21 protein-coding genes are annotated in these 25,028 nt (G+C 57.2%); 7 read left to right on the forward strand and 14 right to left on the reverse strand.

The annotated features are described in order from the left end of the window. Positions 1–52 precede the first annotated feature (52 nt). From LHF31_RS03485 to LHF31_RS03500, 4 genes are all read left to right on the forward strand, one after another. Positions 53–1,696: an HD domain-containing phosphohydrolase gene (locus tag LHF31_RS03485; RefSeq protein ID WP_298002750.1), complete on the forward strand. Its 1,644-nt coding sequence runs from the start codon at positions 53–55 to the stop codon at positions 1,694–1,696. 88 nt (positions 1,697–1,784) lie between these two features. Beyond that, entirely contained in the window at positions 1,785–2,531 is a 747-nt protein-coding gene (trmD, locus tag LHF31_RS03490) for a tRNA (guanosine(37)-N1)-methyltransferase TrmD (RefSeq protein WP_298002753.1), read from the forward strand. A 34-nt stretch (positions 2,532–2,565) separates the two neighbouring features. Beyond that, entirely contained in the window at positions 2,566–3,825 is a 1,260-nt protein-coding gene (locus tag LHF31_RS03495; protein WP_298002754.1) for an SLC45 family MFS transporter, read from the forward strand. 167 nt (positions 3,826–3,992) lie between these two features. Next, positions 3,993–5,051 (forward strand): BMP family protein, encoded by a 1,059-nt coding sequence (locus LHF31_RS03500; protein ID WP_298002758.1) that lies wholly within the window; start codon positions 3,993–3,995, stop codon positions 5,049–5,051. Positions 5,052–5,132: 81 nt separating this feature from the next. Here the strand turns inward: LHF31_RS03500 and LHF31_RS03505 are convergent, their stop codons facing one another. From LHF31_RS03505 to LHF31_RS03525, 5 genes are read right to left on the reverse strand one after another with little or no spacing between them, the layout of a single operon-like run. Then, a complete protein-coding gene (locus tag LHF31_RS03505) occupies positions 5,133–5,924 on the reverse strand; it encodes a YlbF family regulator (RefSeq protein WP_298002759.1) in 792 nt (263 codons plus the stop codon). After that, positions 5,921–6,724 carry a LysM peptidoglycan-binding domain-containing protein gene (locus LHF31_RS03510; RefSeq protein ID WP_298002762.1) on the reverse strand — a complete coding sequence of 268 codons (804 nt, stop codon included), beginning with the start codon at positions 6,722–6,724 and terminating at the stop codon, positions 5,921–5,923. Before LHF31_RS03510 ends, LHF31_RS03505 begins: the two co-directional genes overlap by 4 nt. 27 nt (positions 6,725–6,751) lie before the next feature. Further along, positions 6,752–8,095, reverse strand: a complete 1,344-nt coding sequence (locus tag LHF31_RS03515; RefSeq protein WP_298002764.1) for a nicotinate phosphoribosyltransferase — start codon at positions 8,093–8,095, stop codon at positions 6,752–6,754. A gap of 10 nt (positions 8,096–8,105) precedes the next feature. After that, positions 8,106–10,031 carry an ATP-binding protein gene (locus LHF31_RS03520; protein WP_303773571.1) on the reverse strand — a complete coding sequence of 642 codons (1,926 nt, stop codon included), beginning with the start codon at positions 10,029–10,031 and terminating at the stop codon, positions 8,106–8,108. A 3-nt stretch (positions 10,032–10,034) separates the two neighbouring features. Then, positions 10,035–11,714: a response regulator gene (locus tag LHF31_RS03525; protein ID WP_298002768.1), complete on the reverse strand. Its 1,680-nt coding sequence runs from the start codon at positions 11,712–11,714 to the stop codon at positions 10,035–10,037. Positions 11,715–11,864: 150 nt separating this feature from the next. Between LHF31_RS03525 and LHF31_RS03530 the strand changes: the two genes are divergently transcribed. Next, positions 11,865–12,905, forward strand: coding sequence for an NAD(P)-dependent oxidoreductase (locus LHF31_RS03530; protein WP_298002771.1), 1,041 nt, complete (start codon positions 11,865–11,867; stop codon positions 12,903–12,905). 78 nt (positions 12,906–12,983) lie between these two features. On the opposite strand, the gene LHF31_RS03535 is transcribed toward LHF31_RS03530, so the two are convergent. Both LHF31_RS03535 and LHF31_RS03540 read right to left on the reverse strand, forming a co-directional pair. Continuing rightward, positions 12,984–15,257 (reverse strand): M4 family metallopeptidase, encoded by a 2,274-nt coding sequence (locus tag LHF31_RS03535; protein ID WP_298002774.1) that lies wholly within the window; start codon positions 15,255–15,257, stop codon positions 12,984–12,986. Positions 15,258–15,323: 66 nt separating this feature from the next. Further along, positions 15,324–15,818 (reverse strand): protealysin inhibitor emfourin, encoded by a 495-nt coding sequence (locus LHF31_RS03540; protein WP_298002777.1) that lies wholly within the window; start codon positions 15,816–15,818, stop codon positions 15,324–15,326. A 301-nt stretch (positions 15,819–16,119) separates the two neighbouring features. Here LHF31_RS03540 and LHF31_RS03545 point away from each other — a divergent pair, with 301 nt between their 5' ends. Both LHF31_RS03545 and LHF31_RS03550 read left to right on the forward strand, forming a co-directional pair. Further along, on the forward strand, positions 16,120–17,115 hold the full coding sequence (locus LHF31_RS03545) for a zinc-dependent alcohol dehydrogenase family protein (RefSeq protein ID WP_298002780.1): 996 nt from the start codon (positions 16,120–16,122) through the stop codon (positions 17,113–17,115). A 20-nt stretch (positions 17,116–17,135) separates the two neighbouring features. Next, entirely contained in the window at positions 17,136–17,924 is a 789-nt protein-coding gene (locus LHF31_RS03550) for a carboxylesterase (protein WP_298002784.1), read from the forward strand. A gap of 79 nt (positions 17,925–18,003) precedes the next feature. On the opposite strand, the gene LHF31_RS03555 is transcribed toward LHF31_RS03550, so the two are convergent. The 7 genes from LHF31_RS03555 to LHF31_RS03585 form a co-directional block, all read right to left on the reverse strand. Then, the gene (locus tag LHF31_RS03555) at positions 18,004–18,930 is read right to left on the reverse strand and encodes a DMT family transporter (RefSeq protein ID WP_298002786.1); all 927 of its coding nucleotides are present in this window, start codon (positions 18,928–18,930) and stop codon (positions 18,004–18,006) included. A gap of 1 nt (position 18,931) precedes the next feature. After that, positions 18,932–19,201: a YbeD family protein gene (locus LHF31_RS03560; protein WP_303773575.1), complete on the reverse strand. Its 270-nt coding sequence runs from the start codon at positions 19,199–19,201 to the stop codon at positions 18,932–18,934. Between the two features lie 133 nt (positions 19,202–19,334). Continuing rightward, positions 19,335–20,609: an ABC transporter permease gene (locus LHF31_RS03565; RefSeq protein WP_303773576.1), complete on the reverse strand. Its 1,275-nt coding sequence runs from the start codon at positions 20,607–20,609 to the stop codon at positions 19,335–19,337. Then, positions 20,610–21,896: an ABC transporter permease gene (locus tag LHF31_RS03570; RefSeq protein WP_298009326.1), complete on the reverse strand. Its 1,287-nt coding sequence runs from the start codon at positions 21,894–21,896 to the stop codon at positions 20,610–20,612. It lies immediately after the preceding gene. Between the two features lie 13 nt (positions 21,897–21,909). Next, the gene (locus tag LHF31_RS03575; protein WP_303773580.1) at positions 21,910–23,472 is read right to left on the reverse strand and encodes an ABC transporter ATP-binding protein; all 1,563 of its coding nucleotides are present in this window, start codon (positions 23,470–23,472) and stop codon (positions 21,910–21,912) included. Positions 23,473–23,617: 145 nt separating this feature from the next. Then, a complete protein-coding gene (locus LHF31_RS03580; protein ID WP_298009801.1) occupies positions 23,618–24,061 on the reverse strand; it encodes a SufE family protein in 444 nt (147 codons plus the stop codon). Then, complete coding sequence (locus LHF31_RS03585; RefSeq protein WP_298009799.1) at positions 24,058–24,912, reverse strand: sulfurtransferase; 855 nt, start codon at positions 24,910–24,912, stop codon at positions 24,058–24,060. Before LHF31_RS03585 ends, LHF31_RS03580 begins: the two co-directional genes overlap by 4 nt. Positions 24,913–25,028: the final 116 nt, after the last annotated feature.

The following is a 25,028-nucleotide window of genomic DNA, read 5'->3' on the forward strand; positions in this document are numbered from 1 at the left end:
TAACCTTAGGGGATTTTATCGAGATTGTTGGGTATGGAATATGGGAGAAAACGTGGATCAGGCAACCAGTCTTCAATATGAGGTTAAAGAAAACCTTCCCCCCGTGGAAACCTCGCAGGGGTGGACGGCTACTTTTAAGGAGTGGCAACAACTGCGTCGGGAACTGGGAGGGTTTCCGGAAAAAATTCAGCAAAAACTGGTTGAACTGGAAGCAGGATTGAACGATTACCGCCTGTTCATCAGTAAACTGGATTACAAAGCCGCTGATACCGACCGCCGGGTGTGGGATTTGTTTAATCACATCCTGCAGGAAAAAGCCCGTCTTGAGCAGGACATGCGCAATCGTCCTCTGTTTCTGCGTCGGGTAAAGGATTTGCGCCAGTTGAAAGAGGCATGGCAGAAATTGCTCTCCGACCAGAACGCCCTGATGGAATATCTGTCGCAGGCGCCGGCGGAACTGGCAGAATACAACCAGAAGCAAATCGAAAAAGAACTCCAGCGCAGGGAAGAAATGCGCCGCCAGGAATACATTCAGCGCATTTCCTCGGCACGGCGTTCGCTTGATCTGGCAATTGGTTATCTGGAACAACTCCATCGGGAGGGCAGAGTCACCTTTGGTTCTCAAATTTTGCAATTAGAAGAAGCCCAGCGCATCTGGAACGAGCGTTTGAACAAAATTTTTGAGGATGAACGCTCCGGCGCGCTCAATCCGGATGAGGTCATCCTGCAAATCTATAACCTTGAGTCCATGGTGCGGGAACTGCCCTCTCTCTCCATGCGGGTGCGCGAGGTGGAGGAAAAATTCACCCGTCTGGTCACCCGTCACGACATGCTGGCATCGCTGGGAAAAACCGTTATCCCCGCCAAAGAGATTGCCCGCATGACCATCAAACTGCATGAGCAGATTCCGCAGTTGTGGGCAAATGGGGACCGCCAGGAGCTGGAACATGCCATTGAGGTGCTGGAGAGTTTTGTCTCCACCTACGAAAACACTGTAGAAACCGAACTGACCTATCTGGAACGCCGCCGACCGGGGGCTACCCGCTCGCTGGTAACCGCGGTGACCTCGGAGAGTCAGGAAGATGTCTTTACGCAGGTCAGTGCCATGGCGCGTTCGCTCATCTCGGCAATCGAGGCGCGCGACCGCTTCCTGCGCGGGCATTCCGAACAGGTGAGCGTGCTGGTGCGGAAGATGGCGGCGGTAGCCGGTATGAACAAAACCGACGCAGATTTCCTGGTGCTGGCGGCGCTGATGCACGATGTGGGCAAGATTTCGGTGCCCGAAGCCATCCTTTCCAAAGTAGAACCGCTCACCGAAGACGACTGGTACCAGATTCAGATGCATCCGTATTACGGGGCGCAAATCCTCAAACCCATTGACGCGGTGGCACGCATTGTTCCCTGGGTGTACCATCATCACGAGCGCTGGGATGGGCGGGGTTACCCCGATCATCTGACCGGGCGTCAAATTCCGGTGCAAGCCAGTTACATCAGCGTTGCCGAAGCCTTTGCTGCCATGCTGGTAGAAATGCCTCAGCGCCCTGCCATGAGCAAAGAAGAAGCCCTGTACGAACTGCGCCGCAATGCCGGTACCCAGTTCAACCCCGAAGCCATTGAATTACTCGAAACGGTGCTCAACAACTCCGAGGAAAAAGCCATTGTCAACAATCACACAGAGGCAGTTTCCGAAGAATAATCTCTGTAAAGCCCCTTTGAGGCGCTGTCCGGCACGGGAAACCGGGAGGGGACAGCGCCATTTCTTTTTTCTACGGTAGAATAAAGACATGCGTTTTGATGTCTTTACCCTCTTTCCCGGTTTGATCGAACCCTACATTAACGAAAGCATCCTTGAGCGGGCGCGTATACGCGGCTTGCTGGAAGTGCATGTCCATGATATCCGTGCCTATGCCACCGACCGCCACCACGTCACCGATGAACCCCCGTATGGCGGCGGTGGCGGCATGGTGATGAAATGCGAACCCATCTTCAACGCCGTGGAGTCGGTGCTGGGCGCGCCGCCTGCCTGTCCGGTCATTCTGCTCACCCCGCAGGGCAGGGTTTTCACCCAGCAGGTTGCCATGGAACTGGCACAGTACCCCCATCTGGCGCTGTTGTGTGGGCGCTACGAAGGGGTGGATGAGCGCGTCCGCGAATATCTGGTGACCGATGAACTTTCCATTGGCGATTACGTCCTCACCGGCGGGGAACTCCCCGCGCTCATTGTCATGGATGCCATCACCCGACTGATTCCCGGTGCCCTTGGCGACCCCGATGGCGCCATGGATGATTCGCATGCCAGCGGTTTGCTGGAATACCCCCACTACACCCGCCCGGCGGAATTCCGCGGCTGGAAGGTGCCTGAGGTGTTGCTTTCGGGCAATCATGCTGAAATTGCCCGCTGGCGCCGCCAGCAGGCGCTTTTACGCACACTTCAGCGCCGTCCCGATTTGCTGGAAAAAGCGCCTTTGAGCGAAGAAGACCGGAAGTTCCTGGAACAGGTGCGTAAGTCCCTGAATGATTCGGGGACATGAATGACTCAACCATCTCAACCCTGAGGAGGATTGCATGAAATTCAGTGTCGGTCGAACGTTCTTGCTGGGGTTCGGCTTCTTTGGCGTCAGCGTGATCTGGATGGTGTACAACGCTTTCGTCCCGCTGTTTCTTGCCAACCGCTTCCACATTGAGCCGTGGCTGATTGGCTTGTTCATGACCTTTGACAACATCGCCGCGCTCTTCATCCAGCCACCGGTGGGGGCATGGTCAGATCGTCTGCGCACGCCCATTGGACGGCGGATGCCCTTCATTCTCATCGGCGCACCGGTCGCGGCGCTGGTTTTTGGGCTGATTCCGCTGGCTTCGGTCCTGCCTTTATTCGTCGCCTGCACCAGCACCCTGATTTTGAGCATGGCGTTCTGGCGCACCCCGGTGGTGGCGCTCATGCCCGATATCACTCCCTCACAGTACCGTTCACAGGCAAACGGCATTATCAATCTGATGGGCGGCTTGGGCGCGATCCTGGGCACACTGGTGGGTGGCCCCCTTTTCAACATCAACGAAGCCTATCCCTTCTGGATGGGATCGGCGCTGGTTATTCTGGCGGCGTTGATGGTCTTCATTTTCATTAAAGAACCTAAAGAATACGAGACGACTTCGGAAGAACAGCCCTCTCTGTGGCACAGTTTGAAGGAAGTACTCACCTCTCAGGAACGCAGCGCCCTGCGCATCCTGCTGGCGATTTTCTTCTGGTTCGTGGCGTACAACGCCATCGAAGCCTTCTTCACCCTGTACGCGCAGAACCATCTGGGCTTGCCCGGCGGCGATGGCGCCCGCCTGCTGGGACAGTTGTCACTGTTGTTTGTGCTGTTTGCTTTGCCAGCCGGTATGCTGGGAGGCGCGTTGGGACGCCGCAAGGTTATCATGACCGGCATTGTACTGCTCTCTGCCTGTATGCTGGGTATGTATTTTCTGCCCCCCGAGGTTCTGTTGATCCAAATCACGCGCCTGCCGGTGCTGGGAGTGGTGCCTGTGGTGGGACTGATTTTGATGCTTGCCGGTATTGCCTGGGCAATGATCAACGTGAACTCCCTGCCGATGGTTGTGGACATGACCGATCAGTTGCGGGTGGGTACGTACACGGGATTGTATTACCTCTTCTCTACCCTTGCCGCCATTGCCGGACCCAACCTGAATGGCTGGATCATCCAGCTGACCGGCAAAAACTACAGCAACACCATGCTGGTTGGACCGGTCTTCATGCTGGTGGCGCTGGTGATGATGCTGGGCGTGCGCCGCGGCGAAGCCAGGACTGCTCAGACAGGGGATTAAAGTTGTGATTTTTATCAGAAAAATGTGCGCATCTCATACTTGCATCCATCGGGAAAGCGCATTATACTCTTCTATACAGTTACCGGTAGCCAGAGGTGGATTGTTTTGACAACCTCTCTGGTTTTGCTGTGTAACCCAAAACTCAATTCTCAGTGGAGGAGAATCGTATGAAAAAGTTTTCCCTCGTGCTGGCTCTGGTGCTGATCCTTTCGCTCGTTCTGAGCGCCTGCACCACGCCTCAGGCGACTGCTACTCAGGCGCCTGAAAAGAAGTTGAAGATTTGTCAGGTCACCGACACCGGTGGTATTGATGACAAATCCTTCAACGCCACCGCCTGGAAAGGCGCTTTGCGTGCGCAGGATGAACTGGGCTTTGAAGCCAAGTACCTGGAGTCCAAAGAAGTCGCCGATTACGAAAAGAACCTGAACGCCTTCATCGAAGAGAAGTGCGACCTGATCGTGACCGTCGGCTTCCTGCTGGGCGATGCCACCAAAGCCGCGGCTGAAGCCAACCCCGATTTCAAATTCTCCATCGTGGACTTCGCCTATGATCCGCCCATCCCCAATGTGGTGGGTCAGGTGTTCGCCACCGATGAAGCCGCTTTCCTGGCTGGCTACCTCGCCGCTGGCATGACCAAGACCGGCAAGGTCGGGACCTTTGGTGGTCTGCCCATCCCGCCCGTGACCATCTTCATGGATGGCTTCGTGCGCGGCGTCAAGTACTACAATCAGGTGAAAGGCACCAGCGTGGAAGTGCTGGGTTATGACCTCGCCGCCCCCGACAAGGGTCTCTTCACCAACTCGTTCGACGATCAGACCAAGGGTAAAGAATTCGGCATCACCCTGATGGATGAAGGCGCCGATATCATCATGCCCGTGGCTGGTCCTGTGGGTCTGGGCACCGCCGCCGCCGTCAAGGAACGCGGCAACGCGCTGATCATCGGTGTAGACTCCGACTGGTTCCTCACCGCCGAAGGGTATCAGGACATCATCCTGACCTCTGTGCTGAAGAATATGGACGCCACCACGCTTGAGGTTGCCAAGCAGGTCAAAGATGGCGCCTTCAAGGGTGGCACGAACGTGGTCGGTACCCTCGCCAACAACGGTGTGGGCATTGCCCCGTATCACAACCTCGACAGCAAGGTTCCTGCGGAACTGAAGGCTGAAATCGAGCAAATCAAGAAGGACATCATTGACGGCAAGATCAAACTCGCCGACATCAAATAAGTCCGGATTGAGCCTGTAAATCAGAGGGCGGCTGAAACAGCCGCCCTCCTTCTTTATTTCCCAATGCTGGAAAAAGGTTATTTAAAACATGGCTGGTTTCTTTGCCAGTTCGCTGAACAAAATGCCCAGCGAATTGGACAGAAGCGTGTGCACCGCGCTGAACAGGTTCATCACCTGCGCGCGGGCATCCTCTTTCGCTACCAAAAGGGGATGCTGGCGTAATTGTGCCTGCTTTTCTGCATACAGTTCCAGTTCTCCCCCCGCCGGATAGAATCCGCTGGCGCGGCGGGCGTTGAATGATTCCTCCATTTCCTCCACCTCGCGCCGCAGAGCCGCCAGCGCCGCATCCTCGCGCACGGCTTGCCGGGCAGCCAGGTAGGCGCGCACTTCTGGAGAGTTGCGCAGGGCTTCGCCCAACTGCCGTGCCAGATCAGCGTAAGGCTCGGAGAGCGTTTCCGGAAGGTTGATCACCTCATCGGAAACAACGTGAACCGGCATCCCGCAGGCGTTCATTTCCTGATGGACGTGCTCCAGAAAATCCACTCCGGCAGAGCGGCTGATTTGCTGTACCACTGCCGAAAAAAGGAATCGCACCCCTTGTTCTGCGCGGCGGTAGGCGCGCATGACCGGCAGGGCTTCCACCTGAGATTGCAGAGAGGGCGCCTCCCCCTGGTCATAGCGGGTGCGTCCCTGTCGGATGGCAACCAGAAGGCGGTGCACGTCGGCATCGCCATGCACCGCCTGAGCAGTCTGTAAAAATGCCTGAAATTCCTCAGAAACTGCCAGCGCTTCCGCCAGGTTCAGCGTGGCTTGCCGGATAGCCTCTCTTCCCGGCTCTTCCAGAATGGCAGGCACAAAGGCAGAAACGCTCATTCACCGCCCACATTGCGGAACACACGCACATACACCGCCAGCCCGATGCCTCCCAGCACCAGAAGCGCGCCCAGCACCAGCAACAGGGGAGACCGCCCACCGCTCTGGGTTTCGCCGGGTGGCGGCTGGCGCACGCTGATTTGCGCGCCAAAGTCAATCACCGAGACGTTTCCCGCCAGCAGTTTGATCGGCACGCTGGTAGTGGTTGTGGGGTTGTAGCCCATCGGCACCGCCAGGCTGACGTTGTACTCCCCTTCTGGAACATCGGCAAAGCACAGGGGGTTGTCGGGATTATCGGTGGTTAAACCGGAAAGGGACACATTGCCGGTGCGATCGGTGACGCTGACTGCGCCGCCCAGAATGGGCGGTTCGTTATCCTCGCGCACGGCATCTCCGTTCAGGTCGGCAAACAGGATGATACATACCTGTCCTGTACCCCGCATGGGAGTGGGGGTAGGGAGTAAGGGAGTGGGGGTGATATCCGGAGCCGGTGTGGGAGTGGGTTCTACCGTTGCCACCCCCAGCAACAGTTCCTGCCCCTGCACCAGCGTACAGGCAGAGTCCAGATTGTTCAGTTCGCGCAGAGTCTGCACCTTCACGCCGGTGAGCAGTTCAATGCGCAGGCAGTTATCTCCTGGCTGGACAATATAGAGGATGCGCCCGTCTGGCTGAGGGGTGGGGGTTTGATAGGTGACCTGCTCAGGGGGTTGCGCCGCAACCGGCAAAGCCAGGCTTGCCAGCATCAGCCCGATCAGCAGAATGAAAACAAACCCGGTGGCAAATCGAAAATTCCTGTCCATATTTCAGGATTATAACATGTCCACCGCTTACCAGACGCGTTCCATTTCGGGGTTGTCGCGCGGACGGCGCCCGACTTTTGCCATGTCGACCCATTCGCCGTGTACTTTCACGCGCACCACGTCGGCGGTAAAGTCGGTAACAGTGGGACCATGGTTGTTGAAAAGCGATGAACCCACCGCGTAGATATCCACTGGAACGCCCAGTTTCTCAAAACGGCGAATTTTATCCGGATTGAAACCGCCGGAGACGACGATCTTCACTCCACGGCAGTACTCGCGGGCGCGTTCCACCCATTCGGGCGGCACATCCCAGGTTTCGGCGGCGCTGTCCAGCGCCTGCCGTACAAGGAACACCAGGCGGGGGTTGACCCCCAGGTCCAGATCCGGATCGCCCAGAGGGGGCACGGAGATATCGCGCAAACTGCCGCTGGTATCCAGGCGCACCCCATACAGGCGATAGCGTTCCGCCTCGTCCGGTTTCCCTGCTTCAATCAGCGCACGGTAGCGGTCGAACATCTTGCGGCACACCCGCAGGGAATCGCCCACGCAGTCGTTGTTAAAATCCACCAGCGCAATGCGCGGGATGCTCTTGGGCAACACTTCAGAGAACGCCAGCATGGCTTCGGCAGTATCGCCCAGAAAACAGGCAATGGCGGCATGGGCAATGGTCCCGCCGCCGTACCCGCCCCACCAGTCGCCCTGCGCATCGGTGGAGACAAACGGTCCCAGCGTACTGGCGTAATCCATGTTGAAGCGCTGGACGGCAATGTTGTAGGCATACCCATCTGCCGCCTGGACTTCGTGCACATCGAAGCGTGCGGGGAAGAACAACACTGGCTTGCCCCGTGCGGCGATAAGGGTTTCGTACACATTGGTGGCTACCCGGCTGGCGCGGGTGAGGATGCCCAGGGTGGGCGTTTCCAGCATGGCAAAATCGCGGTAGCGCCCGCGTACGCGCATTACCGGGGTGATGTTGAGCGGGTCGCCGTTATAATGAACCAGCGAGCCGTCATGCACAGCCCAGACTTCCAGTTGCTCATGGGTATCCACGAAATGGTCGCCTTCCCAGTAACCGGTGCAGTGACGGAGCATGGTCAGGGCTTTATCCACGCCGACCACAATGGTTGTGCCCGGTCGGCGGGTGAACCACTGCATCTCCACCTCGATATCGCCCACTGGTAAATCGTTAGGCGCCATGTGAGGTGGCAGGTTGGGTTTGTCGCCGCGGTACAGAACTTTGCGGCGGGACAGTTCGTTCAGCATCACGGCAATGTTGACGAAGTACTTGTCGCTGTACCAGCCGCGGCGCATGCGCTCGATGTCTAATTTAAAGGTGCGGTTATCCAACCGCTGGCCATCAAAGATGCTCATAGAACGGTATTTATCCTCCGCTCAAAGGGAGTACCACGGTAAAAGTCGAACCGCTGCCTACCGCCGAATCCACCCAGATGCGCCCTTCGTGCGCCTCGACAATGGATTTTACGATTGCCAGCCCCAGCCCCGTACCAGAGACGTCTGGAGCGGCGTTGCTGGCGCGGTAGAACTTGTCGAAGACGTAGGGCAGGTCAATGGGGGGAATGCCGATGCCGTTATCGGAGACCTGGAAGAGCAACTGGTTGCCCTCCACTCGCAGAGAGACCTGAATTCTGCCACCTTGCGGCGTGTACTTGATGGCGTTATCCAGCAGATTGTCCACCATCTGGCGCATCTGCACCGGGTTGGCAAGCAAACTGGGGGATTGAGCGGGCAGATCCAGTTGCAGAGTGTGTCCCTTTTCTCCCAGGGCTTTCTTGAAGCCCTCGACGCTGTAGCGGATGATGGTATCCAGCGCCACCGGCTCTTTGCGGGTGTCGAAACCGGCTTCGATGCGTCCCAGATCGAGCAAATCATCCACCAGACTGGTGATGTTGTGCACGCTGACCTGAATACGGCGGATGAAATCCCGTTGCAGGTCGTTGACCGTTCCCACCCGTTCGATGAGTTCCACATACCCCAGGATGGCGGTCAGCGGCGAGCGCAAATCGTGTGAAACGGTATGGACAAAATCGCTCTTGATCTGATCCAGTTTCTTCAGGTTGGTGATGTCCGAAAACGTCAGGGCAGTTCCCACTTCGGGGATGGGAGAAGCCCGCACGGCGAAATATCTGCCGTCTTCCACCTGCAGTTCGGTGCGGTCGGTGCCGTTATCCAGTCCCTCCAGCAGTTCCAGCAGGGCAGGATGGGTGAAGACATCCCGGAATGAGCGCCCCACCAGATGGTTTTCGGGCAGGGAGAACGCCTGACGCACGGTTTGGTTGACCAGCAGAAGGCGTTTTTCCCGGTCCATCAGCACTACCCCGTCCTGTACGTTGGTGAGGACGGTTTCCAGTTTGCGCCGTTCGGCGATGGTTTCAGTGTAAAGGCGGGCATTTTCGATGGCAATGGTGGCAAACTCAGCCAGCGCCCCCAGCAGTTTCAGATGATGCTCGCTGAATGAGGTGCCGCGCTGACGGTTATCCACGCCCAGCACGCCAAAGGTGTGCCCGTGAACCGCCAGCGGTACATACAGTAAACTCTGCACCAGATAGGTGGTCTTGATTTTTTGCGGGGTGCTGTCATCCAGCAGGACGGGTTGCCCGGTGCGGATAACCGTGCCTGCCAGCGTATCCTTGACCGGAAGGCGGAAGGTGCGCACGAAATCTTCATTAAAATTACGTGCTGCCCGCATGTACAGTTCCCCCGTCGCAGGGTCGAGCATTAACAGACTGCCTTCTTCAGCCCCGGTCATTTCCACGGCGGCATCCACCACAGCGCCGAGGACATGATCCAGATCCAGCGAACTGACCACCGTGCGCCCGAGGCGGGCAAGGGTTTCAAGTTCATCCAGACGCTGTTGCAAACTGGCGGTGGCGCGGCGGGTTTCAATTAAGATGGCTTCCCGGCGCAACCTGCCAATTTCCAGCGCATGGCGAAGCACCCGCAGAATGTCATCGGTGCGTAAGGGCAGAGAAAGATAATCAATAAACCCCAACCGCATGGCGGCTTTGAGTTTTTCCGGCTGATCCCGTTCCACGAACAACACTGCCGGTGCGGCAGGGAAGCGGTAGGCAAGTTCCTGCGCCGTTTCCATTTCGGCGCTCTCGCCGTCCATCTTCTCAGAGACGAAGATCATGGTGGGAGCCAGTCCAGAGGGGATACTCTTCAGACTGGCACGGTCGGCGCAGATGAACACGCCGTACCCCATCGAGCGAATCATGCGCTCCAGCAGGAAGTTCACCTGCGGATTGGGGGTGGCAATTAAAATCGTTTCGGTCGTTTGAGGCAACATGCTTTATGGCTTACCCGAAAAATGAGGTACAGAGGGCAATGAGAGATGGAAAACCGTGCCTTTTCCGCTCTGGCTTTCCAGCCAGATCTTTGCGTTCTGTCGGCTGAGGATTTCCTGTATTAATTTCATCCGGATGCCCAGCCCGCTGAAGCGCGGCGCAGAGGGAGCAGTCATCGGGTGGGTATCGTTCATCACCCGATCAATGTCTGCTGGCGGCAGAACTACCCCGGAAACGCGCACCTGTAAATGCGCGCTTCCGTCTTTCTCCCGTTCCAGGCGGATGACCAGCGGACTGCCTGAATCGTTCAGGCGCATGGCGGTTGCCAGCACGCTGTCGAGCACCGGTTCCAGCAGACTGGCTTCCACGTTCACCGCTACGGTTTCCGGGGGGAGTTCGGTGGTCAGGGTCAGGCGGTTGGGTTGTGCCAGTTTCTGCGCGCGGCTGACCGATTGACGAATCAGGTCGTTCAGTTTGACCGGCGTCGAACGCGCCTCGCCGGTGGGTGGGGAAGGAATGGCTTCCACAATCTGGTGCAGAACATCCAGTTTTTCCTGAATGGTGGAGAGCAACTGCCTCTGGTCAGGACGCCAGCGTGCGGTGGGATCCTTACCCAGTTTGTTCAGGGCATCCGCCGCGGCGGCAATTGGCGATGCCATGGACTCGCGCACCGTGTTGAGAATATCGTAGTTGATGCGCTCGCCGATCCGGGCATTTTGTGCCAGCAGTTCCAGCGAGCGGGCGCGCTCTTCAGCGGCGCGGAAGAGGTGAGCGTTTGTCAGGGCAATCGAGGCGTAGTCTGCCAGGGCTTCCAGCAGATGCTGTTCGCTGGCGCTAAAGGCAGTGGCAGCGCGACGCATCATCACCAGCAAGCCTACCACGTGGCGGCGCGCTCTGGACACGGCTTTGATGGGCACAATCAGGGCTGCCTGCCCCAGACTGGAGATTTTAAACCGCTTGAGCGGCTCGCCGTGAATGCTTAACGGCTCGCCCGACATGGCAACCAGCCCGCTGATTGAATCATCCCAGGGCTTGCCACGCACCGCTCCCAGTGAATTGGGCAGGTTGGTGCTGGCGACCAGCACAAAGGGTTTTCTATCCTCGTCGCGCAGGAGAAACCAGCCCACATCCGCCTGGGTCACGGTCACCGCTCCTTCGAGGATGCGATCCATCAGCAGGGAAAGGTCGGTGATGGAGGTGACCGCCTTTCCAACGGAGTAAATGGTGGTCAATTCGCGCACTCGCTGTTGCAGTTCCTGATTGGTTTGCTGGAGTTGTTGTTGCAGGCGCTCTCGTTCGCGGCGTTCGTGCACCTGTTTGAGGGCGCGTTCTACCGCCGAGACTACTTCGGCTTCCCGAACCGGCAGAAGCAGATAATCGGTTGCTCCGAGACGGAATGCCTGCACGATATCGGCTTCCTGCCCGCGGTTTGCCAGCAGGATCACGGGCATCTGTAAGCCCTGAGCCTGCAGGGCAACCATCAGGTCTTTGCCGCTCAACCCCGGCAGATTAAGGTTAGCCAGTACCAGATCGGGGTTCCATTGCACGGCGCGGGCAATGGCGGAATTGCCATCGCCCACCACCACCACCTGATATCCCACCGATTGGAGCGCCTGTCTGCCGATCAGGTCTGCCACAACAGGATCGCTTTCGACGAGTAAGATGCGATCACGCCCATTTGCCATATTCCTATAATATAGCATGACTACCCCGGATTGGGGAGAAAATTGGCATGGGAATGTTTTCACATTTTCGCGGAAAACGTTTTCAAGGGGATTGGTTTTCCGGTTTTTAGGTACAATCAGCCTATCCAAATAATGGAGGAAGGACAGGATATGAACATTTACATTACCGGCATTAGCGGTTTTTTAAGCATTAATCTGGTGCGTTACCTTTTGCAGAAAGGGTATACCCGCATCTCCGGCATTGATCGGGTGGAATTTAACTATCCCGAACGTGACCGTATTACCTTTTATCAGGGCGATATTCGCGATCGTGAGGCAGTGCGCCGGAGCATGGCAGGCGCTGAGATCGTCATTCATACTGCCGCGGCGCTTCCGCTCTACCCCCCGGAAGAGATTTACACCACCGATGTGGTCGGGACTCGTATCCTCCTGGAAGAGGCGCACGCGCTGGGGGTTCAACGCTTTATCCACATCTCCAGTACGGCAGTCTATGGTGTGCCCGATCATCATCCGCTGTATGAGGATGACCCGCTGATCGGGGTCGGACCCTATGGCAAAGCCAAAATTGAAGCCGAGGAAGTGTGTCTGGAGTTCCGTCAAAAGGGTATGTGTGTGCCGATTTTACGTCCCAAATCCTTCATCGGACCGGAACGGCTGGGGGTGTTTGCCATCTTTTACGAATGGGCAAGCGAGGGTAAAAACTTCCCGATGATTGGCTCGGGGAACAATCGCTACCAACTGCTGGATGTGGAAGACCTGTGCGATGCCATTTACGCCTGTATGACGCTGGATGAGCAGAAGGTCAACGATACGTTTAATATCGGCGCGGCAGAATTCACCACCATGCGGCAGGACTATCAGGCGGTGCTGGACGAAGCCGGCTTTGGCAAGCGCATCATCCCCTTCCCGGCAGGACCGGTGGTGCTGGCGCTCAAAATCCTGGAAGCCCTGAATCTTTCCCCGCTCTACCCCTGGATTTACGAGACGGCTTCAAAAGATTCGTTTGTCTCCATCGAAAAAGCCCGGCGGGTGTTGAATTTCCAGCCCAGATACTCCAACCGGGACGCTCTCCTGCGCAATTACCGCTGGTATCTGGCGAACAAGGACAGTCTTGTCCACAGCGGCGAGGGCGTCACTCACCGCGTTCCGTGGAAGCAAAAGGCGCTTAAACTGGTAAAGGTGTTTTTCTAACGCAACAGTTTTCCGTAACAGGACATCAAAACAGGCTCCCCTGAGAGGATGGAGAGCCTGTTTTGTTCCGAAACACTTTCAGCGCTGGAGCACTGGCAGATACACTTTATTGGGCAGTGAGGTTACGCAGGTGTACATACGAATATCGTCAATGAACCAGCCGTAGTCGCCATTGCTACTATCTGTGCCAATGCGGAAGCGAAAACGCACGTTTTGCCCCGCCAGCGAACTCAAATTGAGACGGGTGGAGATGTAGCCGTTGCTCTCGCGCACAAAGGCTTGTCTGCCTCCCAGAGGGTTGCCATACGAGGCGGAAATGGTGCCATTGTAGCCGTTGTGGGTGAAGAGCGTCGAGGCATCTATCCAGGTGGCGCCGCCGTTGGTGCTGTACTCGATCACTCCGCCATCATATGCCGCGCTGGAATCATCTTCAAATCCATAGGCATGTTTGAAATAGAGGTATGGGGTGCTTCCGGCTGGCAGGGATACGCTGGACGTCATGGCAATGGCGTAACTGGCGGTATTCCCGTAGTTATAGCCCCAGAAATTGGTCACTCCGCTGGTAGCGTAGGTGGCGTCGAAGGATAAAGCGTTGGGATTCTGCGGGTAGTACCAGTAATTCCCGCCGGTGAGGCTGGATGTCGTCCACTTCCCACTGGATGGGTTTTCCAGATCATCCTTAAACAGATCCACAGGGAAGCCGCTGGTGCAAACCGGCGCTTCAGGGGCGGAACACCCGATGGGTTGTTGATTCATCTCTACCGCATCCAGCGCGTTCTTGACCTGTGTACAGTCGGCAGAGGTGATTCCGTTTGTCCCCACCAGCAGGGTACAGGCTTGCTGGAGTGCGTTGTACAGGTCGAGGTAGTCGCTGGCAGAAGTCAGCAGGCTGGTCTGGGCTTTGTAGAAAATGCGCGCTGCTTTGGCAATACCCAGTCCGGTGATCGTCTTGCCGTTGAACGTACCGCCGTCGGTGATCAGATAGGCGGCTTTGTTTGCCACACCGCTGTTGGTATGCACCCCGCCGTTATCTTGCTCATCAGGATCGCAGGTGTAATTGGGACTGGTCATGCGGTCGGGGTCGCCGTAGGCGGGTGGGTTGCTCATGCTGCGGATGGCACCGATGGAAAGATCTTCGCCTAATATCCACTTCACTCCGGCAGTATCGTTGCCCTTGCCGTTGGTCTGGTCAATCCATTCGCCCCAGATATCTGAAAAGGCTTCGTTAATTGCCCCGGACTGATAATAGTAAAACAGGCGCGAGGTGAAATCAGTAACCCCATGGGTCATTTCATGTGCCACCACATCATCCACGACCATGCCGTCTCCATATACCATTTGTGCGCCGTTCCAGAAGGCATTCACATATGGACAGCCCGTGCTTGTTGAGGTAGGGCAGTAACGGGTGGTGGAGATGAGCGCCATCCCCGCGCCGTCAAGGCTGTCGCGGCTGTGGTAGGTCATGTAAAAGGAATAAACATCCCCGGCATAGTCATAGGCTTTGTCCACGTCCTGGATACCGGTTGCCGCCTGCCCTTCGGTGCGTTTGAGGTTGGCGGGGTTTTGCAATGAACTGCTGCGCACGTTGTTGTTATCGTAAATACGTCGGTTCAACGCCGTGTCCATCTGATTGAACGAGAGCGCTACGAAACCGGTCCGGGCATCCACCAGCACCAGTTCCCGGATGGGCAGGAGTTCTGCGGCGGGAATCACATCCATGCGCCACACCAGACGGGGGATGGGGATGCCGCGCCCGCCCAGTATGGCAGGGTCATAAATCCACAACTCTGGCTCGGAAGTGGTCAGCGTTGCAGCCTCCAGCCCATATTTGCGCGCCACACCTGCCAGGGCTTTCTCACTGGCTTCTTCCGCCGCAAACGCCGGGGTGATCTTTACACCGGGATCAGAAAACACCTCTCCGCCCACGACCAGAATCTCGTTGCGGGCAGTGGTATGGACGTAGAGTTCCCCGCCCAATACGGGTACGCCCTGTACCCTCTGCTGGAAACGCACCACCCCGCCGCCGTTCTCTGCCGGTTCACTGCTCATCAGGGTGAGTTCAGATGCCGGGTCTTTCAGCCCGAACAGCGATCCGCAGGTTTGCAGGTATGCCCGCGCCGCCATCTCCGGGGTGGCGGATGCGGGGAGTGCCTGTGGTTGTGGAATGGGACGGGTTTCATCTGTTCCGATGAAGCGCACCAGCCCGCTCTCGCGATTCAGAGTCATCTGGCTTTGCCCCTGAGGCAGGCACTGCGCGGGAGCGGTTGCTGTCAGTCCAGATGCCTGAGCGCGCATCAAGCCTGTTCCCAGCGCAGTCGCTGCAAGCATACCAACCGTTACAATGCGCCACATGGCGCGCCTTACACCTGAAAAGGAAAACAAATTCATAAAACGACCTCTCCATTAAGGGGATAAAGGTTATTTTCCGGAAAGTGCTTTTTCCTGGAGTTCCAGCAAACGGGAAATTAAAGGCTCGAGAGGAAGTTGGTCCAGGGTTAAATCGTCCGCCCGCACCTGGATTCGCTCCCCATCACGCTCAATGGTAAGGGTGTATTCAAAGCAGTCGCGGCAGGCTGATCCGGGCGGCGCGGGCTTTGACTCTTCCCCACGCGCCTCAAGCACCAGAGCGGAGATTTCCTTTAACTCTTTCTCAGACAGCGTAGAGGTTATGATGCGCGCCGCATTTTCATCGCTGACCGTCAGCGTGCCGGTGCTGTCCAGTTCCACGCGACGGGACACGCCGGCAAATCCTCCTGCCTGCGTCAGGCGCACCTTCCACTGCGGGAGACCCTTTGCCCCTTCCGGCGATGCGGTCGGCAGGGGGGGCGTTTCAACGCCGGAGCGCGGCGCACAGGACACCATTCCCAGCAGGAAAATCAGCATCAGCCACCAGACTTTTTGAGGACCTTTCATAAAGGACTCCTTTCTGAAACAAAACAGGTATCCCTTCCAGAGTGGTCTGAAAGGGAATGTCCGTACCGACAGGGAGGAATTTCGTTTCTGGGGGGAAAGGACCTTTTTTGGAGAGAAAATACTCAATCCACCCGTAAGGTGCGGACTCAATCCCTGTAAATAAAAAAGATGGGAAATCCCTCCTCAGTATAACAGAATTTTTACCGGAAGAAAACCACGCTTGTTCCTGCTTTTTTTCCTTTTATTTATGCCCGGAATTGGGATACAATCTTTCACAAGACCATTCCATGGAGGGTTGCTCATGAAAGCCGTTCGCATCGTTCAGCCCAATCAGGTGGAAATTTCCGAGATTCCCATCCCCAGTCCCGGCGATAGAGAAATCCTCATCCGTGTGGAAGCCTCGGGCATCTGCGGTACAGATCTGCACATTCTGCGTGGGGAGTACATGGGAACGTATCCGGTTATCCCCGGTCACGAGTTTGCGGGCACGGTGGTTGAGACCGGCAAAGGCGTCACCCGTTTTCGCGTGGGCGAGCGGGTTGCTGTGGAACCGAACATCTCATGCGATGCCTGTGAGGAATGCCTGAACAATCGCCAGAATTTCTGCCGCAACTGGCAGGCTACCGGCGTGACTCTGCCGGGAGGCATGGCGGAGTACGCGGTGGTTCCCGAAAAAGCCGCCTTTCCTGTGGGCGACTTGCCTGCCGAGCAAGCCGCTTTCATGGAGCCGCTCTCCTGTGTCCTGCACGGCATGGAAAACCTGGCTCCCCGCATGGGCGACCATCTGCTTGTCATTGGCGCCGGTCCCATTGGCGTACAGTTGATGCGCGTGGTGCGTTTGCAGGGCGCGGCGCACATCACCGTGGTAGAGCGCAACCCTGCCCGTCTGATGTTTGCCGCCGAAGCCGGAGCCGATCAAGCCCTGAGCAGTCTGGACGATTTGCCGCTGGATTTCTTTGATGCCGTCATTGACGCGACCGGTGTCCCTGCGGTGCTGACCCGCACGCTGGATTTTGTCCGCCCGGGCGGCAGGGTGTTGTGGTTTGGCGTGCCGCGCTCCGATGCCACCATGACTCTGGAGCCGTTCAAAATCTTCCGCAAAGGCTTGACCGTGATGGGATCATTTACCTCAAAGCGTAATTCCTATCAGGCGGTGAGGCTGTTGCAGAGCGGCGCCCTGCGTGTGGATGATCTCATCTCGCACCGCCTGCCACTGGCTGATTTTCTGCACGGCTGTGAGTTAATGGAACAGGGCGCTGAAGGTGTCCGGAAAGTGATGATTTTACCTCAGGCATGAATCCCCATGGAGGAACACGCATGACCCAACCCAATCCCAATCTGCACAACCCGCACCTGAACGGTGAGCCATTTTTCTGGCAGGCTGGTCCGATTGGCATTCTGATGGTGCATGGCTTCACCGCCACGCCGGTGGAGGTGCGCATGGTTGCCGAGCGCCTGCATCCGCGCGGATACACGGTTGCCGCGCCGCTATTGCCCGGTCACGGCACACACCCCGACGACCTCAACCGCACCCGCTGGCAGGACTGGGTTGCCGCAGCGGAGGAAACCTATCAGCAATTGCGGAAAACCTGTCAGAAGGTCTATTTGCTGGGCGAGTCGATGGGCGCGCTGGTGGCGTTGGCTCTGGCGGCGGAACACCGCGAAGCCGAGGGAGTCATCGCCTCAGCTCCTGCCATCCGCCTGCAAATTTCTCCTGTGCAGAAAGCCCTGTTGCCGGTGTTGAGTCTGTTCACCCCCGCAGTTCCCAAAGGCGGGCTGGATGCCGATTCGCACTGGCAGGGGTATCCCGTCAATCCGCTCAAAGGTGTGCAACAGTTATTCCTCTTCCAGAAAGAGGTGGAGCGCCGCCTTCCAGAAATTGTTCAGCCTGTTCTGGTGCTGATGGGGCGCCACGACACCACCGTTCACCCCGATGCAGGGAAGATCATTCTGGATCGTGTTTCTTCGACTTATAAGTCGCTGGCATGGTTCGAGCATTCCAGCCATGTGATTTTGATTGATCAGGAAGTGGACGCCGCTACCGAGCGCATCGAGCGTTTCATTCAGGATACCTCGAATGACGGTATGCCCGCCATGCTGAGTTGATCGGACTGGCGCGCTTCGAACGTTCCTGGACCTGCCGAAGCCATTTTTTTATGGTGAGATTGTAAGGGGTTTCTCGAACCTATCGCTCTTTGCCTGCCTCAATCACGGGCTGATTCTGCAGGGTGGGGGTTTCCATTCTGGCGTGCAGGTAAGGCGCCAGCGCCGAAAGCACCATCCCGGCGGTCATCAGTACACAACCGGCAATGCCGCGCATGGACAGACGCTCGCCCAGCAGCAGCCAGCCTGCCAGCACCGCGAACACCGCTTCGGAGACCATAATCACCGCGGCGTGGGCGGGGTGCGCCTCGCGTTGAGCGATGACCTGCAGGGTAAAGGACACCCCCACGACCATCAGTCCGCCGTAGAGAATGGCGCCGCTGGCGGCGGAAATGTCTGCCAGTGCCGGGTGTTCCATCCCAAGCATGCCGGGCAGACTGAGCAAAGTGACCACCACAAACTGCCCGATGGCAATGTGCACCGGGTCGGCTCTGCGGGTTAGAAAACCCAGTGCCTGAATGTGCGCCGCCCAAAAGAACGCGCTTGCCAGCACCAGCCAGTCGCCCCGGGAAATCTGCAAGGCTTCGTTGACGCTGAGCAGGTATAACCCTGCCACTGCCAGCACAGCGCCCATCCAGGTTGCCGGGTGGGTGCGCTGACGCCACAGCAAACCCAGCACAGGCACCAGCACCACGTACAGACCGGTGATAAACCCTGCTTTGCCCGCGGTGGTGTACACCAGTCCTTCTGTTTGCAGGGTAGAGGCAATGAATAACAGCACCCCCGCCAGCAGAGAGGCTTTCAAAACCGTGCGGGCACTTGACTGTACACGCAGCGGTTCAAACCGACGCACCAGCGGAAGGAACAGGAAGAGCGCCAGTACGCCCATTCCGAAGCGCAGGGTGTTGTAGGTGAACACACCCACGTGTTCCATGCCCACGCGCTGGGCGACGAATCCCATGCCCCAGATGGCGGTGACCACCAGCAAGAGCGCGTTCGACCGCCACATGTCAAATCACCATCAGGACCCGTTGCTGGCTTTGCAGTTCGGCGTAAATGGCGTTCAACTGCACCCGCGAGGAAGCCGTGAACGACACGGTGACCGAGAGATAACGATCCTCGCGGCTGAGGCGTGTCTCCACCTTCTGGATATCTCCCTCGTCGAGGTGCTTCTGGAACAGGGCAATCACAAAGGCTTCAAAGTCCTGTTCGTTGCGCCCGATCACCTTGAGCGGGATTACCGTTGGAAAATCAAAAACTTCACGATCCAGATTCATCATGCGCCGAGTATACCTGATTCTGGGCGCCTCTCAAGGGTGAAAAAAAGGGTCATTTTCTGATTCAGCGGACTGCTGATGTTCCGACACAAAAAGGGCTGGCATACGCCAGCCCTTTTTGTCTGTGTGTGTGGAATTACTCTTTTTCGTACGGCGTGCCATCGGCGGCAGGCATCTGACCGCGTCCCACTACGCCCGCAAGGACAATCATGGTGACGATGTAGGGAGCCATTGCCATGAACTGAGTGGGAATCCCGGTGCCGAGAATGGTCAGTTTGGTGGCTACCGAGTCAGCGAACCCGAAGAGCAAGCCCGCTCCAAAAGCGCCCAGCGGCGTCCAGTTGCCGAAAATCATCGCCGCCAGACCGATGAAGCCTTTGCCCGCGGTCATCATCTCGTCAAAGCGTCCTACCGAGCCCAGAGTGAAGAAAGCACCGCCAATTCCCGCCATCAACCCGCTGAGCAGGACGGCCATGTAGCGGGTGGCGAACACGTTAATACCCAGCGTATCGGCGGCTTTGGGATGCTCGCCTACCGCGCGCAGGCGCAAGCCCCAGCGGGTGGAGAAGAGCGCCACCTGGATGACAATCAGCGAAATGAGCATGATGTAAACAAACAGGTTGGTGTTGAAGAACAGCGGTCCAATCACCGGGATATCCGCCAGCAGGGGGATGGGAATGCGCGGAAAGATGGGTGGATTGTTCAACTGCTGGTAGGTCTGAAGGAACTTTGCCGAGAGATAGGAACTCAGTCCGGCAGAGAAGATATTGATGACCGTGCCGGAGATAATCTGGTTGATTTTGTAGTGGATGGAGAGCACCCCGTGAATGAGCGCCAGAAGCATGCTGGAGAGCATGGCTGCCAGCAAGCCCACCCACATGTTCTTGGTCACGCTTCCCACCAGCGCGCCAACCATTGCCGCCATGAGCATCATGCCTTCAATGGCGATGTTCACCACACCCGCGCGTTCGGAGAGCACTCCCGAGAACGCTCCGAGGATAATCGGCACGCCCAGCAGGATTGCCGCACTGAGCATCCCCACCAGATTGAGCGATTTACCTGCTGTAGCCCAGGTGAGGAAGGAGAAAACCGTCAACCCCACCACCACACTCAACACCAGATTCATCCAGCGTCCGAATCCACGCCAGACCTGAACCAGCCCGAGGATCACGGTGAGAATGGCAAGCACCAGCAGGGTGCTGTACGCCGGAATCAGCCAGTCCGGTGCCGCACCGCGATCCAACCCACCGGGGGTCATCACAAAGCGCGCCACCATCCCGGGTTCGGTGCGGCGGAAGAACAGGAAGATCAACACCCCCAGCAAAATTTCAATGATGCCGGTGGCACGCTGTCGGGTGGGGGAAATGACCTCCACTTTTTTGCGGTGAATGACAATTGTTGAAGTAGCCATTTACTTGTTCCCTCCTCCCCAACTGCCGGTAAAGACGGCTTCTTCTGCTTCTTTGGGAACACGGATGCGGTAAATGGTGCGGATGATGGCAGGAGCCGCCACAAATGCCAGGATGAGCGCCTGAATGATGGAAATAATATCGTTGGGAATGTACAGCAATTCCATGCGGGTGGCGCCGTTGCGCAAAGCGCCAAACAACAGCGAAGCCAGCACCACGCCCATCGGCGTGCTGTTGCCCAGCAGTGCCAGCGCAATGCTGTCGAAGCCGTAACCCGGCGAAAGCCCCAGCGCCATACTGCGGTTGACCGCCAAAATCTGATTGGCGCCCGCCATGCCTGCCAGCGCGCCGGAGAGGGTCATCGCCAGCACAATGTTCTTGGTAATGTTCATCCCGGCGTATTTTGCCGCATTCGGGTTTGCCCCGACGGTGCGCAGGTCAAATCCCCAGGTTGTCTTGAAGAGCAACCAGTGCACGGCGTAGGCAAACGCCAGGGCAATGAAAAAGCCCAGGTGGAAACGGATGGGCGGCGGGAAGAACTGCGGAATTTCTGCCGACTTTTCAATGATGGGACTGATGGGCAGACCACCCGACCCCGGACGGGTCAGCGGACCGGACAACAGCCATTCGGTCAGGCGGAAGGCAATCCAGTTCATCATGATGGTGTTGATCACCTCATGAGCGCCGGTTTTGGCTTTGAGCCAGCCGGGTATAAAGCCCCACAGTGCTCCTCCCAGCGCGCCTGCCAGAAACGCCAGTGGTGCATGGATGATTTGAGGCAGTCCCTTTACAAAGATGCCCACCGCGGTTGCCGCTGCGGCGCCGATGAACAACTGTCCTTCCACGCCGATATTGAACAACCCCGAGCGGAAGCCCAGCGCCACCGCCAGACCGGCAAAAATGTACGGCGTGGCGTTGACCAGACTTTCCAGAATGGGGTTCACTGCCCGGCGAATCTCCAGCGGGTTACCCGACTGCAACGCCGAGATGATGCGCGCCGGGTCCCCAAGTGCGCCGGTAAACAGTGCCTGATAGGATTGGATGATGGTCTTCCAGACCGTCGCCATTCCCGAGCCAAACGACACGCGGAAGGCGGCATACACGTCTTCACTGGTCACCACAATAAAGATCGCGCCAAAGACCAGACCGGTGAAGATCGCCAGCAGAGGAACCACCAGTGTGCGCCCGGTTTTACGCCAGCCTTTTATTCGCTGGGCTTCTTCGGACTGCCCGGTGACTTCCTCTAAAAAAACTTTTCCTGCATCTTGTTTCGGCTTGTTTTCGCTCACGATCCACCCCGTGTCACAAGGTTGATTCGACGACGCGCTCCCCAACCTGCGGGGCGCCTGCCTGTTCCGGACTGACGCCTGCCATCAGCAAACCAATGTAGTTCTTGGTGGCTTGCTCGGCAGGTACAATTGCCACGATTTTGCCGCGGTACATCACGGCAATGCGATCGGACAGTTCCATGATTTCATCCAGTTCAGACGAAACCAGCAACACCGCACAGCCCTCATCGCGTTTTTCGACAATGCGCTTGTGAATGTACTCAATGGAGCCCACATCCAGACCGCGCGTGGGTTGGGATGCCACCAGCAGACGGATGGGGCGCGAGAACTCCCGCGCAACAATGACTTTTTGCTGATTTCCACCCGAGAGATTGCCCACGTTCACCAGCGGTCCCGGTGTGCGGATGTCAAAGTCCTGGATTAACTTTTCGGCAGTCTTGAGAATCTCCTGTTCCTGAATGCGGATGCCGCGGGCAAAGGGCGGTTTGTAGTACGTGCACAGGGCAATGTTATCAGAGACCGGGAAGGTCAACACCAGCCCATCGCGCTGGCGGTCTTCAGGAACGTGCGCGCACCCCAGTTCGGTAATTTTGCGCGGGGTGGCGTGGGTTACATCCTCGCCCAGCAGACGGATGGTGCCCGAAATGGGATGGCGCAAGCCGGTCACGGCTTCCACCAGTTCGGTTTGCCCGTTGCCCTGCACGCCAGCCACGCCCAGAATCTCACCTGCACGCACATCAAAACTGACCCCGTCCACGGTAATCTGCTTTTGTGCGTCGGCAACCACCAGATCCCTGACTTCCAGCACCACTTCACCGGCTTTGGCGATTTCCTTTTCCACTTCCAGGCGCACGGTGCGCCCTACCATCATCTCTGCCAGTTTGGCTTTGTCGGCTTCGGCGGGGGTGGTTTCACCTACCACTTTGCCGCGCCGGATGACCATGATGCGGTCGGAAATTTCCAGCACCTCGCGCAGTTTGTGGGTAATGAAGATGATGGACTTGCCCTGTTTGACCAGTTCGCGCATGATCACGAACAGTTCATCGGCTTCCTGCGGGGTAAGCACGGCGGTCGGCTCGTCGAAGATGAGGATGTCCGCCTCGCGGAATAGCAGTTTGATGATTTCCACACGCTGCTGCACGCCTACCGGCAAATCGCGCACGTAGGCGTACGGGTCCACTTCAAGGTGATAGCGTTCGGAAATCTCGCGGATGCGCTGAGCCGTCTTTTCACGGTCCAGGAAATCGCCCATGCGCACCGTCTCGGCGCCCAGCATGACGTTTTCCGTGACAGTAAAAACCGGGATCAGCATGAAGTGCTGGTGCACCATACCAATCCCGGCTCGAATCGCATCCAGTGGTGAATGAACGGTTATTTTCTGGCCTCGCACATAGATTTCACCCTCATCCGGCTGATACAAGCCATATAGGATGTTCATCAATGTGGATTTTCCGGCTCCGTTTTCCCCGAGTAAAGCCAGAATTTCGCCTTCATTGAGGGTTAAGTCGATGTGATCATTCGCCAGTACGCCCGGGAACCGCTTGGTGATTCCCTTCAACTGCAGAACTGGTGTCATGAATCCTCCGCTCTTTAAGGAAAGAATTGTGCTTATTTTATCACAATGTTAGACAAGTCTTCCTTCCATTTGTCATATTTTCCGCACACAACGTTCACAATTGAACATAATGAAGCCTCCCCCGCACTGCGGGGGAGGCTTACGATCATCTCGGGGATTCTTCCAGACGTGCCAGCGCCAGCCGTTTGACATGCGCCACAATTGCCGCCATGCCGTTTAACCGCTGAGAGGTTACCACTTCCTGCAACCCCATCCTCATGTAAAAATCGGAGGGCAGGTGCAGAATGTCCTCAGGGGTTGCACCGCGCAGGCCTTCGGCAATGATGGCGGCATAGCCGCGCACGGTAGGCGATTCGGCGGGCACGGCAAAATGAAATACGGCGCCATCCGCCAGCCATTCTACCGCCACGGAAACCGGCGTCATACACTCCGGCACCGATTCCATGGCATCGAGGCGTCCTTCCAGATGGGCGGGCAGAGGCGGTAAACTCTCGGCGTACTGCAACAGTAACTCCAGTTTCTCCCGCCCCTGGCACAGACGGAAATCCTCTACAATTTCGGCAAGGCGTTCAGGGAGCGTTTCGTTCATCCGCCCCCCTTCTCAATGGGCGCGCCCACCAGATTGCCCCATTCCGTCCATGAGCCATCGTAGTTGCGCACCTGCGGATATCCCAGCAGGTACTTCAGCACAAACCAGGTGTGCGAACTGCGCTCCCCAATGCGGCAGTAGGCAATCACCTCACGGTCAGGGGTGATTCCCTTGCTCTGATAGAGTTCCCGCAAAGCCTGAGGGAGTTTGAAAGTGCCATCTTCAGGGTTGACCGCCATTGCCCAGGGGATGTTGACTGCTCCCTGAATATGGCCGCCGCGCAGCGCCCCTTCCTGCGGATAGTTGGGCATGTGGAGCAGTTCGCCGGTGTATTCCTGTGGAGAACGCACATCTACCAGCGCGCCGTTTTGTTCGATGTGACGGAAGACATCCTCGCGGAAGGCGCGGATCTCGGGCTTGGGCGGTCTGGCGCGGTATGTGGTGGGCGGGTACACCGGCACCTCGCGGGTGATTGGACGGGCTTCCTGAAGCCATTTTTGCCGTCCCCCGTTGAGGATGCGCAGGTGCTCATGTCCGTAATACTCAAACAGCCAGAAAGCGTAACAGGCAAACCAGTTGTTCTTATCGCCGTAGAAGATCACCGTGGTGTCGTTGGCAATCCCCAGGCTCTGACACAGGGCTTCGAACTGCTCCTGATTGATAAAATCGCGGCGCACCGGGTCTTGCAGAGTGGTGAACCAGTCCACCTTGACTGCACCGGGGATGTGTCCGGTTTCGTACAGCAACGGGTCTTCATCGGATTCGACAATGCGAATCTTCGGATCCTGGAGATGCTCCATTAACCATCCGGTTTCTACCAGCACTTCCGGGTGAGCGTACTGTTCTGACATGGGAACCTCCTTTCGAGGCTAAATTGGATAAAATTTATATGATTTATTATAAAAATTTGGAGGCTGGTTTGTCAAGGTGAAACCACAGGTTTCGTATGTGTCCGGGAAGAGGGACT

It is taken from the genome of Anaerolinea thermophila, from assembly GCF_020723905.1.
In the GTDB taxonomy this organism is placed as follows: Bacteria; Chloroflexota; Anaerolineae; order Anaerolineales; family Anaerolineaceae; genus Anaerolinea; species Anaerolinea thermophila_A.

Coding starts and splice junctions, on each gene's coding strand:
- LHF31_RS03520 (WP_303773571.1), bottom strand. CDS start 10,031: ATGTTGCCTCAAACGACCGAAACGATTTTAATTGCCACCCCCAATCCG.
- LHF31_RS03530 (WP_298002771.1), top strand. CDS start 11,865: ATGAACATTTACATTACCGGCATTAGCGGTTTTTTAAGCATTAATCTG.
- LHF31_RS03525 (WP_298002768.1), bottom strand. CDS start 11,714: ATGGCAAATGGGCGTGATCGCATCTTACTCGTCGAAAGCGATCCTGTT.
- LHF31_RS03560 (WP_303773575.1), bottom strand. CDS start 19,201: ATGATGAATCTGGATCGTGAAGTTTTTGATTTTCCAACGGTAATCCCG.
- trmD (WP_298002753.1), top strand. CDS start 1,785: ATGCGTTTTGATGTCTTTACCCTCTTTCCCGGTTTGATCGAACCCTAC.
- LHF31_RS03515 (WP_298002764.1), bottom strand. CDS start 8,095: ATGAGCATCTTTGATGGCCAGCGGTTGGATAACCGCACCTTTAAATTA.
- LHF31_RS03555 (WP_298002786.1), bottom strand. CDS start 18,930: ATGTGGCGGTCGAACGCGCTCTTGCTGGTGGTCACCGCCATCTGGGGC.
- LHF31_RS03545 (WP_298002780.1), top strand. CDS start 16,120: ATGAAAGCCGTTCGCATCGTTCAGCCCAATCAGGTGGAAATTTCCGAG.
- LHF31_RS03540 (WP_298002777.1), bottom strand. CDS start 15,818: ATGAAAGGTCCTCAAAAAGTCTGGTGGCTGATGCTGATTTTCCTGCTG.
- LHF31_RS03535 (WP_298002774.1), bottom strand. CDS start 15,257: ATGTGGCGCATTGTAACGGTTGGTATGCTTGCAGCGACTGCGCTGGGA.
- LHF31_RS03500 (WP_298002758.1), top strand. CDS start 3,993: ATGAAAAAGTTTTCCCTCGTGCTGGCTCTGGTGCTGATCCTTTCGCTC.
- LHF31_RS03585 (WP_298009799.1), bottom strand. CDS start 24,912: ATGTCAGAACAGTACGCTCACCCGGAAGTGCTGGTAGAAACCGGATGG.
- LHF31_RS03550 (WP_298002784.1), top strand. CDS start 17,136: ATGACCCAACCCAATCCCAATCTGCACAACCCGCACCTGAACGGTGAG.
- LHF31_RS03565 (WP_303773576.1), bottom strand. CDS start 20,609: ATGGCTACTTCAACAATTGTCATTCACCGCAAAAAAGTGGAGGTCATT.
- LHF31_RS03505 (WP_298002759.1), bottom strand. CDS start 5,924: ATGAGCGTTTCTGCCTTTGTGCCTGCCATTCTGGAAGAGCCGGGAAGA.
- LHF31_RS03575 (WP_303773580.1), bottom strand. CDS start 23,472: ATGACACCAGTTCTGCAGTTGAAGGGAATCACCAAGCGGTTCCCGGGC.
- LHF31_RS03495 (WP_298002754.1), top strand. CDS start 2,566: ATGAAATTCAGTGTCGGTCGAACGTTCTTGCTGGGGTTCGGCTTCTTT.
- LHF31_RS03580 (WP_298009801.1), bottom strand. CDS start 24,061: ATGAACGAAACGCTCCCTGAACGCCTTGCCGAAATTGTAGAGGATTTC.
- LHF31_RS03510 (WP_298002762.1), bottom strand. CDS start 6,724: ATGGACAGGAATTTTCGATTTGCCACCGGGTTTGTTTTCATTCTGCTG.